We start from the raw sequence: 12,543 nt of genomic DNA, 5'->3' as shown, positions 1-12,543 counted from the left end.
TATGTTTCAAAAAGCACTGTGGCTAAGAACGTATCAACAAAGTAAATATGTTATATGGTTATTTTGGCTCGTCAGCTTCTGTACTTTATCATATAAATACTATATGACTTCTATTCAACAGCAATATTTTCTAAATATGAATAAAAAATGGAAAGCTATATATCATTACAGTTTTGATTTAACACTTCTAGATTCTATCATGCTGTTAGGTAGTTTGCTAATCGTTCTAGCTTGTACGTTAATTGGATGGGAAAGACAAAATAACACTAGCGACTTGTTATGGTCTATGCCCTTTAAACGTTCGCACCTCTATATAACAAAGTGGTTGTTTGGAATCTGTAATATCGCGGCTGTTGTCGTTTTAAACTGGGGACTATTTGCTATTATGAAAAAGTTGACTTTTCATAATAAATATCAAGTATTCTCGCCCTTTCATAGTTACTTTATATACATGTTAATTGTATTAATTGCTATTTATACACTTGCATTATGCGTAGGAACAATAACTGGGAATATTATCTCACAAGGATTTCTCACTGTCGTTATATTCATCTTCCCATTATTACTTCCACCACTTATATCAGGAGTCATCGCTGTTCACTCGAATGTCGACTTTCATGAGAAGAATGGCCGTATACATGATGTTATGGAAAACATACGTATTTCTAGTCCAGCAGAAGATTTTACTATTAACTTTAATTATGATCCACAAAGCGCTTATACCGATCAAAATGGAGTACGTCATAACGAACCAAACTTTACAAAGATTCCGCCGGCAAAAACATTGATTGCACCTATTGCACATATCCTTATTTTATTACCACTCGGTATTTATTTATATGCCCGTTCCGCCAATGAGCGAAATGGTAACTACTTATTATATCCAAAACTACAAAAAATAGTTTTGGTTTGTGCAATTTTCTTTGGTGGGATTGTTGGAGGCTTAATACTAAGTCATGAGCAGTCATTGCCTAGTTTTTACATCGGATTTTTAGTGACTAGTTTCATTACGTATTTCTTCCTACCTAAAATATTAAAATGGAAAGTCTCTTGGAATTTCAAATAAAATAACCTCCTCTCGATGAGGAGGTTATTTCACATTCTCTCTCCTATCCCCATACACCATCTCTTCTTTCATTCCAAATCCATCACCATTTTGCACAATTTGCTCTGTCGGGGCAACTACACTTTCAGCAATTTTCCATTCCCCACGCTCTTTTACGAATACTTGTAGAAAATAGTTCATGCCATCTAATTGATATGCATTTTCTTTTTTCACATTATAGTGAATCGCAATGTAGTACACTTGAATATTTTCTTTTCCTATTTTTGATACGTATTGCGATAGTCTCGGTATATAGAGTGCTGCTTTCTGAAAAGATAGTTGCTTCGCTTTAACAAGCGATGAACTTGTTACATTACGTAATGTGTCCCGATTACGAATATTATCGCTATGGTGGAATAATACTGCGTTTTGCATAGAACGAACCCATAATTTCGAATATAAGACTGTATTATCATTTTCAATGTACTTCACTTCTTTTCGCACTACTTGAATAGGCGTATCTGCGTACGTGAATGTTTGAAAACAGAAAAAACCACCAAATAAAATGGTAAGTGCAGCAATATATTTCATAATCTTTCCTCCGATCTTTTAATTAAAGTATCGGAGTTTCAAAATATTTTTATTCAAAAGAAAAAGGATAGGAATGCTTTCGCTTCCTATCCTCATTTATTATAATACGCGGCCAAATAGTTCTAAGACCATTTCTATTTCTTGGTCGCTCCAACCTTTAAATCTCTCTTTATAATATTCTTTACGCACAGCTTCAAGTTTTTCAGTTACTTCTCTTCCGTGCTCTGTAATTTCTAAGTACACGATTCGACGATCTGAATTAGAACGTTTTCTTTCTACTAATCCTTTTCGTACGAGACGATCTGTAACAGCTGTAATATGACTGGAGGTTACGTTTACTTCACTCGCAATTTGCGAAGCCATCTGTGGACTCTTTAAAAATAACGCACGTAATACAGAAAATTCATTATATGGCATATGTTCTGCAAAACGTGTATTAATATCATTTTGTAATAAACGTATCATTTTTCGAAATGATGCAGATAAATCTAAAATCAGTGTTTCTCTTTTTTCGTTCAATAGCCTCGTCCCTTTTTTATCATATTTACACATATTATAATCTATAAATACCTATGTTGTATATGCTTTCTTTCCTCAACATTCTCATTTATGTAACTTTTTTCATATAAATTTCTTTTTTGTTCACACATATACATATAAAAAGGATGGTGATGGAAAATGCAGGGTGGAATGAATCCTTATTTACACAACGTACGCACAGCTAATACTGGTAAAGAAGCTACTATTACTGTACAAGGGGAAGGCGTCGTTAAAGCAAAACCGAATGTTGTTATATTAACGCTTGGCATTCGAACAGATGATAAAAATGTAAAACAGGCTCAAGAAGAAAATGCAGTGCAATCCAAACAATTGCTGGATGCACTTAAACAGCTTGGTATTGCCGATAAAGATATAGAAACGATTTCTTATACGATCACTCCTCAATACGAATATGTAAATGATAAAGCATTGCTACAAGGATACCGCGTGGAGCATTTGTATGAAATTACCGTTTTAAATGTACAAAAAGCTGGGGAAGTATATGATATAGCCGTTTCAAATGGTGCAAATGTAGCAAAAGGTTTACGTTTCCGAGTATCTCATCCAAATAAATATTATGAGCAAGCTCTCATTCAAGCTCTGCACCAAGCAGTAGAAAAAGCTCGTGCTATTGCGAGTACATATAATTTAAATATTAATCCTGTTCCCCTCTCATTCGTTGAAGAATCTGCCCAATTACCAAGGGAGGTTACGTCTTATGCTACTTTACATGCACAAGCAGCCCCGCCTATTCAATCGGGTGAATTAGAAATCATTTCATCCATACGGGCTATTTTTACGTATTTATAACGAATTCTCTTTACAAGTAAACGTTATCATTTTACTTGTTGTAAAAACATGATGTTCTGATATAATAAAGAACGGTGAGCTCTTACAAAAGAGATATCACGGGTGGGAGAGGGATATGAAAAAGAAGGTTTAACATGAAAGGAATACTTGAAAGAACATTTAAATTAGGTTTACACGAAACATCACCAAAACAAGAAGTTTTAGCTGGAGTTACGTCATTTTTCACAATCGTATATATTATGATTGTAAATGCGTCAATCTTATCAGATGCTGGCATTCCTCTTGAAGCTGGAATTTTAGCAACTGTTTTTAGTTCATTTGTCGGATGTCTACTCATGGCATTTTGGGCAAATGCACCTGCTATTCTTGTCCCGGGTATGGGTGTAAATGCATTCTTCACGTACACAGCTGTGCATACGCTTGGACTAACTTGGCAAGAAGCATTGGCTGCTGTCTTTATCTCTGGTATTATTTTTGCAATTGCCGCTTTTACACCAATCGCTCGCGTGCTATCAGTATCAATTCCAAAGTCATTAAAGGAAGCGATTACTGTCGGCATCGGATTATTTTTAGCGTTTATCGGATTGCAAAAAGGTGGTTTAGTCGTTTCGAACCCAAATACTGCTGTGGCAATGGGGAAATTAAGTAATCCTGTCGTTCTTGCGACATTACTTACTCTTATCATTGCACTTGTATTATTTATTCGTAACGTACGTGGAAACTTTTTATGGACGATTGCAATAGGAACTGGTATCGCATGGTTATTTGGTCTTGTGGATACGAGTCAAGTGGGAAATAGTTCATTCTCATTCGCTAATTACGGTGATGTGTTTGGAGCTATGTCATTTGGGAAACTTTCTTCCTTACCATTTTGGATTGCAACATTCTCTTTAAGCATGGTGCTTATCTTTGAGAACATGGGACTTCTGCACGGTTTATTAGAAGATGATCGTAAATTCCCACGTGCTTACCAAGCCAATGCAATTTCAGCAATGACATGTGGTCTATTTGGCACAAGTCCTACCGTTTCAACAGTAGAAAGTGCCGCAGGTATTACTGCAGGTGGTAAGACAGGTCTGACGTCTATCGTTACTGGGTTGCTATTCTTTGCATCACTGTTTGCTCTTCCATTTGTCAAATTAATTCCTGATAGTGCCATTGCACCAATCTTAATTATTATTGGCGGGCTGATGATTACAAGCATCCAACAAATTCCTCTGAATGACTTTTCAGAAGGATTTCCAGCATTCTTAATTATCGTTATGATCCCGCTCACATATAGTATCGCTGATGGCATTGCGTTCGGATTTATTGCTTACCCTATCTTAAAAGTTGCTCTTGGAAAGCGTAAAGAAGTCGCACCATCTATGTATATCATTACATGCTTATTCTTAGCTATGTTTGTATTACATGCTATTGGTTAAAAAAACACCGAGGAAATCCTCGGTGTTTTTTTACTTAAACCATCCTTTTTTATAAAACCAGGCCATCATTCCGCCGCCAATTAGTGCCATGATAAGTAGACAAATAAAATAACTATATTGTCCACCAAGCTCTGGCATATGCGTAAAGTTCATTCCATATACTCCCGCAATAAATGTTAATGGCATGAAAATAGTCGAGAATACAGTTAATGTTTTCATAATGTTATTCATATGATGTGAGTTTAATGAAAAATAACTATCCCGAATATCTGCTGTTAACTCTCGACTTGCCTCAATCATTTCTGTTAGTTTAAGCAAATGATCATGTATATCTTTAAAGTAAATTTCATGATCGCTTATACCATAAAAACGAGTCGAATTTAAAATACGATATAATAAATCACGCATTGGAATGATTGTACGCCTTAGCTTTGATAAATCTGCACGTATATCAAATACCTCTTCTAATACGCTTCCTGCTGTCTCCCCGGTTAAATTATCATCAATTGCATTTAAATGATCCTCAATGTAATATACAGGCGCAAAATAGTCATCTACAATTTGGTCAATAATTGTATGAGCTACGTGTAAAGGACTATTTTTAATACGCTTCTTTTCTCCAAGTGTTTTCCATACTCTTTCGATTGCATTGTTATGAGAAAAGTGGAAAGAAACAATATAACGATCACTAATAAATAAATCGATTTCGTGCGGTTCTAGTCCATCTTCCCCAAATGCATGAAGAACTAAAAAGTTATATCCATCATAAAAATCAACTTTTGGCCTCTGTACGTATTCTATACAGTCTTCAATTGCAAGGGGATGGAACTTAAAATGGTCCTGCAGAATATATGTATACTCTTCTTTCGTTGGCTTATATAAATCTAGCCAATACCATACAATATGGTCTTTCTTTGTTTCTTCTAGAGAAACATCATATAATACTTCATCTGTTTTTGTTACTGCACAAATTCTAATCATAATTTCACCCATTATTATTATAAACAAAAAATAGTAAAAAAAGCCAAGGAGAAACCTCCTCAGCTTTTTTTATTACTTCGTTACGATACCGTGTACTAAAGTTGGTGCATCTACTTGTTCTTTAGAGATCTTCATGTTCTCATAAATTTTCGCTTTTACATCTTCAACATTTTCGCGGTTTGCGTAAATTGTAACGAGAGATTCACCTTGCTTCACGCTATCGCCTACTTTTTTGCGCAGCATTAGACCAACTGCTAAATCAATTTCAGACTCTTTCGTTGCACGTCCTGCTCCTAAAAGCATTGCTGCTGTTCCGATTTCGTCTGCAACGATTTCTGATACATATCCGTCTTCTTTCGCTTCCACTTCAATTTTAAATTGTGCTTGTGGCAATTTAGAAGGGTCATCAACAACAGATGCGTCACCGCCTTGCGCTGATAAGAACGTTTTAAATGATTCTAGCGCTTTTCCGTTGTTCATTACTTCAATTAGCTTTTCACGTGCATCTTCTAAAGATGAAGCTTGTCCAGCAAGGTACACCATTTGACTTCCAAGTGTTAAACATAGCTCTTCTAAATCTTTCGGCCCTTTACCTTGTAATGTATCAATTGCTTCTTGAACTTCTAATGCGTTACCGATAGCTTCACCGAGTGGTTGACTCATATCAGAAATAACTGCCATCGTATTACGACCAACGTTATTACCGATACGTACCATTGCTTCTGCTAAACGTTTTGCATCTTCATCCGTTTTCATAAATGCACCTGCTCCAGTTTTTACATCAAGAACAATTGCATCTGCACCAGCAGCAATTTTTTTACTCATAATCGAACTTGCAATAAGCGGAATTGAGTTTACTGTTGCTGTTACATCACGAAGTGCATATAGCTTTTTATCAGCAGGTGTTAAGTTACCACTTTGGCCGATAACAGCGATTTTGTTTTCATTTACAAGACGCATGAATTCATCGTTTTCAATTTCCACATGGAATCCTGGAACTGCTTCTAATTTATCAATTGTACCACCAGTATGTCCTAAACCGCGTCCAGACATTTTCGCTACTGGTACATCTAAAGCAGCTACTAATGGACCTAATACAAGTGTCGTTGTATCACCAACACCACCTGTTGAATGCTTATCTACTTTTACACCTTCAATAGCCGATAAGTCGATTGTATCACCGCTATTTACCATTGCCATCGTTAAATCAGCACGCTCTTGATCGTTCATATCTTGGAAGAAAATTGCCATTGCAAGTGAACTTACTTGATAATCAGGAATATCACCATTCGTATATCCTTCAACAATAAAGTTAATTTCTTCTGTCGTTAATGCATGTCCGTCACGTTTTTTTGCAATTAGGTCCACCATTCTCATTGTGAAGTCACCCCTTCATTTGTTTTACGATTGCTTTTACTAATGCTAAGAAGTTAGCTTTAACACGTTCTGTCGTTTCAATTACTTCATCGTGATGAAGTGGTTGATCTAAAATACCAGCTGCCATATTTGAAATACAAGAAATACCTAATACTTTCATACCAGCATGACGCGCTACAATTACTTCAGGTACTGTTGACATACCAACTGCATCTCCGCCAAGTGTACGAAGCATACGAATTTCAGCAGGTGTTTCATATACAGGACCTGTCATTCCCACGTATACACCTTCTTGTACTTTAATATTTAAGTCTGCTGCAACTTGTTTCGCCATTTCGCGAAGTTCTACTGTATATGATGTAGACATATCAGGGAAACGTACGCCCATTTCAGAATCATTCGGTCCGATTAATGGATTCGTACCCATGAAGTTAATGTGGTCTGAAATTAACATAAGATCGCCTGGCTCAAATGATGTATTTACACCACCAGCTGCGTTTGTTACAACTACTGTTTCTACACCTAGTTCTTTCATAACACGAACTGGGAATGTTACTTTTTGCATGTCGTATCCTTCATAGAAGTGGAAACGTCCTTGCATTGCTACTACTGTTACACCTTGAAGTGTACCAAATACTAGTTGACCTGCATGGCCTTCTACAGTTGATACTGGGAATTCAGGGATTTCACTGTACGGTACTGTTACTGCGTTCTCAATTTCGTCTGCTAATACACCTAGTCCTGATCCAAGGATTAGTCCTACTTGTGGTGTCTCTTGAAATTTCTCTTTTAAGTATGAAGCTGATTTTGTAATAAGTTCACGATTCATTTGTTTATCCCCCTATTTCTTTAGCTCATTTAAGAAGCTTGTTCCGTATTCTGGCATTTTCACACCGAAGTTTTCTGCTACTGTTGCACCAATATCAGCAAATGTTTGACGAAGTGGTAACTCTTGTCCGCCTTCTTTCATGCTTGGGCTATATGCTAATAATGGTACATATTCACGTGTATGGTCAGTACCAGGGTGAATTGGATCATTACCGTGGTCTGCTGTAATTAATAATAGATCATCTTCTTTTAGTTTTGCGAATACTTCTGGAAGACGTGCATCATATTCTTGCAGAGCTTCTCCGTATCCTTGTGGATCACGGCGGTGGCCGAATAATGCATCAAAGTCAACTAAGTTTAAGAAGCTAAGACCTGTAAAGTCCATATTTAATGTATCTACAAGCTTATCCATTCCATCCATGTTAGACTTCGTACGAAGTGATTCCGTTACCCCTTCGCCATCATAAATATCAGAGATTTTACCGATAGCAATTACATCGTAGTCACTATCTTTTAATTCGTTCATTACTGTACGGCCGAATGGTTTTAATGCATAGTCATGACGATTTGGTGTACGTGTAAAGTTTCCAGGTTCACCAACGAATGGACGAGCAATAACACGACCTACCATGTATTTCTCATCTAATGTTAATTCACGTGCAATTTTACAGATTTTATATAACTCATCAAGTGGCACTACTTCTTCGTGTGCTGCAATTTGCAATACGCTATCAGCAGAAGTATAAACGATTAAAGAACCTGTTTCCATTTGCTCTTGACCAAGTTCATCAAGAATCTCAGTTCCAGAAGCTGGCTTATTACCGATAATTTTACGGCCTGTTTTTTCTTCTAATTCATCAAGTAATTCTTTCGGGAATCCTTCCGGGAACACTTGGAATGGTGTATCAATGTAAAGGCCCATGATTTCCCAGTGACCTGTCATTGTATCTTTACCAGTAGATTTCTCTTGCATTTTTGTGTAATATCCAAGTGGTTTCTCTACTTTAGAGATACCTTTCATTTCTCGAATGTTACCAAGACCTAATTTCACCATGTTAGGCATTTGTAACCCATTCATATGTTCAGCAATGTGACCAATTGTGTCAGATCCTAAATCACCAAATTGCTCAGCATCTGGTGCTTCACCGATTCCCACAGAGTCCATTACGACTAGGAATATACGTTTATATTTATTCATAACTGCGACCTCCTATAAGTTCAGTTCTACTTCTTGTAGTATGTTCAAAACGCTATAAAGTGAAACTGTTATCCAAAAGAATTCTCATTGTCAAACAGTACTTCTTTAAATCATTTTCTAACCTATTTCGTTTACTTGAAACGATTCAAAAACATTTTTAGTTTTTTCTAAGTCAGATGTCAGACATCTGATACTGATATCATAACATGTTTACGCTTTCTTTTTAATACATTTTCGTAGAATTTCTCATTTTCTTCACACTTCTATTGTAATCCATTCTGCAACGAAGTGCTAATTTTTTTATGATTTATTTCTTCATAAAAAATAAAAAGTAGCTCTAAAGAGCTACTTTTTATTTTACTTCTATTGTTTCCTCTTTATGTTCATGCAATTCGCCTTTTCTTACATGTACTTTCACTTTGTAAGCACCGTTCTCTTTGAAAGTATGTTTCGTTTCATACTCTCCTTTATTCCCTTCTTTCGCTGGAATAAATTCGTGTTTTTCAACACCATCTTTCCAAATCTCTAGTTGTACTTCAGCACCAGTTAGGGCTTCTTCTTTTTGTTTTAAATGAACTTTCATTGTAGATTCAGCATTTGCCTTTATGTCTCCAGCCATAAGATGGATCATTGTGTCACTTTTATGATCTCCATGTCCTGCACTGTGATCACTATTTTCTTTTTTCGCATCTTCTACTTTCGCATTTCCTACAGCAACTTTCACTTCTGGCATAACGTGCATTTCACGTGCATTTGTGTGAGCGATAATATGGTATACTCCATCCGTTTCGAATGTTTTCTCTACTGCATAAACACCTTTTCCTTTATGCTTACCATCTAACATCTCGTGCTTTTCGTCGCCATCTTTCCAAATTTCAAACTTTACATCATCGGCATCCGTTACTTTTTCTTTCCCTTGTGTAACAAGTGCTTGTACTTCTGTTTTTTCACCTGGTTTAATTTCTTTCGGATTTGTTTGGACTGCTACTTTTACAGCTTCAAGTTTCTGTTCTTTTTTCGGTTCTTCTTTGTTTGTATTACAGCCAGCCAACGCTAGCATCGCGATAAATAAAGTTATAATCAGTTTTTTCATCATCATTTCCTCCTTTATACTTTATTTAGTATAGAGGAAATACATTGTAATATTCCAGTCTTCTGCTGAAAACAATATACGAAATGTTTGTGAAGTTTCTGTGAAACGGTCTTCCCCTCTTAATCTATGAAAAAAAGAGCATAGTAACTATGCTCTCGGATGAAACTGTTTATATACATCTTTTAATCTAGTTTTTGAAACGTGCGTATAGATTTGCGTCGTTGAAATATCTGCATGTCCAAGCATTTCTTGTACAGCACGTAAATCTGCTCCATTTTCTAATAAGTGCGTAGCAAACGAATGACGCAACGTATGAGGTGTAAGCTCTTTTTCAATGTTTGCTTCTTTCGCTAATCGTTTTAATATTTTCCAAAATCCTTGTCTTGATAATCGATTACCATGATGGTTTAAAAAGAGTGCATCTACTACTTTTTTCCCCATTAATTCTCTTCTTCCTTTTTCAATATACTTTTGAATCGCTTCCGTTGCTAAACTTCCTAGTGGAATAATTCTTTCTTTATTCCCTTTCCCTATGCAACGAACAAATCCCATCGTTAAATGTACATCTTCTAAATTGAGTGCAATCAATTCTGAAACACGAAGTCCTGTCGCATACAGTAACTCTAGCATCGCCTTATCACGAATACCAAAAGCACTTGTCATTTTTGGTGTTTGAAGTAACGCCTCTACTTCATCAACTGATAATACTTTTGGTAATTTCCGTTCCCCTTGTGGCGTTTCAATATGTACGGATGGGTCGTGTTCTACCGCTCGTTCACGAAGTAAAAATTGGTGGAACGAACGAATTGATGCGATATGACGCGCCAATGTTTTCGAAGATTTTCCGTTCTCTTTTAAATACTGCAAAAAGTTAACAATGTGTAAACGGGTCACTTCATGAAAAGTTTTCGTCTGTTCCACATTTTGCAAATACTTTACGTAGCTTTTTAAATCACGTTCATACGATACTACTGTATTCTTTGCTAATCCTTTTTCGACAACCATATAATGAATAAAATCTTTTAATTGATCTTCCACTCTACACTACTCCCCATTTTCATAGAAAAACATCATTCTATTTACGAAAGCATCCTTTGCCGGTTCTTCATTCCCTGATACTTTTTCTACAGTCTCTTCTTTAGGTTTTTCATAACGATGATAGCTTTCATATTCTTCATTTATCCATAGTATAGCGAAATAAAACAAAATCGTACAACTTGTAAATAATAAAAATACTTTTATTCCATCAAAAGTTAATTTTAAAGCTCGGCGCATTGTAAATTCCTCCAAAATATAAGTTATTACAACATATGCCAAGCTTTCACCAATTTATACCTTATTCAAATAAAAAACCTCTTCCTAGATAAATAGGAAAAGGTTATTTTTCATCCGTTTCATTTTCTTGACAATTTTTACAAATCCCATGGAATGTTAAACGATGATCTTTCACCTTAAAGCTCCAGTCTCGTTCTACTTTCCTTTCCACTTCACCAAGTAAATCTTCTTGTATTTCTTGTACAGCACCACATTGTGTACAAATCAAATGATGGTGGAAACGCTGCGCACCTTCTTGGCGTAAGTCATAGCGTGAAACACCGTCTCCGAAGTTAATCTTATCGACAACTTTTAACTCAGATAATAGCTCTAAAGTTCGATAGACGGTTGCTAATCCGATCTCTGGCGACTTTTCTTTTACAAGGAGGTAAACATCTTCTGCGCTTAAATGATCTTCTTCATTTTCTAGCAGCACACGAACTGTTGCTTCACGTTGCGGTGTTAATTTGTAGCTCGCTGCATGTAATTGCTTCTTAATTCGTTCAATTCTTTCTTCCATTCGGTACTACTCCCTCCTCGCCACTCTTACACCATTATATCAGAAGAAGGGCTTCTGTCAAAAGAAAAAACAATAAAAACAAATTGATAATTATTCTCAAAAAGTATTTATTTTTTATTAATAGCCTCAACGACTTCTTTCATTAAAACTGGTGATGCGTAAGCCTCCACACTAGAAGCAAGTGCTAACACCACTCCAATTACGAGAAAGAAGCATGTATAACGGATTAATAATGGTAATAGTGGCTCGGTTATTTTTCTAATAAATTGATGCCTAATCATCCGTAAAGAAAAACTTGCAGCAATGGTTGTCATAACGAGAAAGACTGGAATGATAATTAAATTTTGTGGCAAAACAGATACAAATGCTAATAATAGTCCATTCCATCCATGCTGACTTACTAAAAAACCAACTGTAAATCCAACGACAACTCCTTTTACAAATAATAAAATAAAAATAAGTGGTAATCCAATAATTGAAATTCCTAAAATCCAAATAAATCCGATGTATTTTAATTGCGAAAAGTAACTTTCTCGAAACATTTCGCCCGCAATGGCAAATTCTCCTTTAGAGACTTGTCCAAAAAAACGTTGTAAATAAAATGATAAATCTTGTTTTTGATTGATTTGTAAACTATTCACGAGAATGGCTCCGAATATTACTCCCATCAATAATAAAACAGCGTTAAATATATATAATGAAGAGTTTTCCTGTATGTGAGACATTACACGGTCTTGCCAATTTTTTCGCCACATTTTTCTTCCCTCCGTTCACACTCTTATTAAAAATGTATGAAAGAAAGAAAAAAGTATGACGAATTAA

At 35.8% G+C, this 12,543-nt stretch carries 14 protein-coding genes; 3 read left to right on the top strand and 11 right to left on the bottom strand.

What is annotated here, in order from left to right; genetic code table 11:
* Window position 1 precedes the first annotated feature (1 nt).
* Window positions 2–1,066, top strand: coding sequence for an ABC transporter permease (locus tag ACTFP3_RS13855; protein WP_440010731.1), 1,065 nt, complete (start codon window positions 2–4; stop codon window positions 1,064–1,066).
* A 24-nt stretch (window positions 1,067–1,090) separates the two neighbouring features.
* Here the strand turns inward: ACTFP3_RS13855 and ACTFP3_RS13850 are convergent, their stop codons facing one another.
* Together ACTFP3_RS13850 and ACTFP3_RS13845 are read right to left on the bottom strand one after the other, a co-directional pair.
* The gene (locus ACTFP3_RS13850) at window positions 1,091–1,636 is read right to left on the bottom strand and encodes a hypothetical protein (protein ID WP_000873774.1); all 546 of its coding nucleotides are present in this window, start codon (window positions 1,634–1,636) and stop codon (window positions 1,091–1,093) included.
* A 99-nt stretch (window positions 1,637–1,735) separates the two neighbouring features.
* A complete protein-coding gene (locus ACTFP3_RS13845) occupies window positions 1,736–2,155 on the bottom strand; it encodes a MarR family winged helix-turn-helix transcriptional regulator (protein ID WP_001003305.1) in 420 nt (139 codons plus the stop codon).
* 159 nt (window positions 2,156–2,314) lie between these two features.
* Here ACTFP3_RS13845 and ACTFP3_RS13840 point away from each other — a divergent pair, with 159 nt between their 5' ends.
* Window positions 2,315–2,986 carry an SIMPL domain-containing protein gene (locus ACTFP3_RS13840; RefSeq protein ID WP_001161448.1) on the top strand — a complete coding sequence of 224 codons (672 nt, stop codon included), beginning with the start codon at window positions 2,315–2,317 and terminating at the stop codon, window positions 2,984–2,986.
* A 134-nt stretch (window positions 2,987–3,120) separates the two neighbouring features.
* The gene (locus ACTFP3_RS13835; RefSeq protein WP_000676240.1) at window positions 3,121–4,410 is read left to right on the top strand and encodes an NCS2 family permease; all 1,290 of its coding nucleotides are present in this window, start codon (window positions 3,121–3,123) and stop codon (window positions 4,408–4,410) included.
* Window positions 4,411–4,440: 30 nt separating this feature from the next.
* On the opposite strand, the gene corA is transcribed toward ACTFP3_RS13835, so the two are convergent.
* The 9 genes from corA to spoIIM form a co-directional block, all read right to left on the bottom strand.
* Entirely contained in the window at window positions 4,441–5,403 is a 963-nt protein-coding gene (gene corA, locus ACTFP3_RS13830; protein WP_002000765.1) for a magnesium/cobalt transporter CorA, read from the bottom strand.
* Window positions 5,404–5,463: 60 nt separating this feature from the next.
* Window positions 5,464–6,768, bottom strand: coding sequence for a pyrimidine-nucleoside phosphorylase (locus ACTFP3_RS13825; protein WP_326035897.1), 1,305 nt, complete (start codon window positions 6,766–6,768; stop codon window positions 5,464–5,466).
* A gap of 7 nt (window positions 6,769–6,775) precedes the next feature.
* The gene (locus tag ACTFP3_RS13820) at window positions 6,776–7,597 is read right to left on the bottom strand and encodes a purine-nucleoside phosphorylase (RefSeq protein ID WP_001078446.1); all 822 of its coding nucleotides are present in this window, start codon (window positions 7,595–7,597) and stop codon (window positions 6,776–6,778) included.
* A 12-nt stretch (window positions 7,598–7,609) separates the two neighbouring features.
* The gene (deoB, locus tag ACTFP3_RS13815) at window positions 7,610–8,794 is read right to left on the bottom strand and encodes a phosphopentomutase (RefSeq protein ID WP_001046079.1); all 1,185 of its coding nucleotides are present in this window, start codon (window positions 8,792–8,794) and stop codon (window positions 7,610–7,612) included.
* A 352-nt stretch (window positions 8,795–9,146) separates the two neighbouring features.
* Window positions 9,147–9,887 carry a FixH family protein gene (locus tag ACTFP3_RS13810; RefSeq protein ID WP_000733456.1) on the bottom strand — a complete coding sequence of 247 codons (741 nt, stop codon included), beginning with the start codon at window positions 9,885–9,887 and terminating at the stop codon, window positions 9,147–9,149.
* A gap of 147 nt (window positions 9,888–10,034) precedes the next feature.
* On the bottom strand, window positions 10,035–10,925 hold the full coding sequence (gene xerD, locus ACTFP3_RS13805) for a site-specific tyrosine recombinase XerD (protein ID WP_000390088.1): 891 nt from the start codon (window positions 10,923–10,925) through the stop codon (window positions 10,035–10,037).
* 6 nt (window positions 10,926–10,931) lie between these two features.
* Window positions 10,932–11,162 (bottom strand): YqzK family protein, encoded by a 231-nt coding sequence (locus tag ACTFP3_RS13800; RefSeq protein ID WP_001250432.1) that lies wholly within the window; start codon window positions 11,160–11,162, stop codon window positions 10,932–10,934.
* Window positions 11,163–11,265: 103 nt separating this feature from the next.
* Window positions 11,266–11,721: a ferric iron uptake transcriptional regulator gene (fur, locus tag ACTFP3_RS13795; RefSeq protein ID WP_000392657.1), complete on the bottom strand. Its 456-nt coding sequence runs from the start codon at window positions 11,719–11,721 to the stop codon at window positions 11,266–11,268.
* Between the two features lie 107 nt (window positions 11,722–11,828).
* A complete protein-coding gene (gene spoIIM / locus ACTFP3_RS13790) occupies window positions 11,829–12,446 on the bottom strand; it encodes a stage II sporulation protein M (protein ID WP_013142149.1) in 618 nt (205 codons plus the stop codon).
* Window positions 12,447–12,543 lie beyond the last annotated feature (97 nt).

The sequence above is a fragment of the Bacillus cereus group sp. MYBK5-2 genome, assembly GCF_051915685.1.
Lineage (GTDB): Bacteria > Bacillota > Bacilli > Bacillales > Bacillaceae_G > Bacillus_A > Bacillus_A cereus.
The sequence above is the reverse complement of the archived record's forward strand: the minus strand, read 5'-3'. Positions and strand labels throughout refer to the sequence as shown.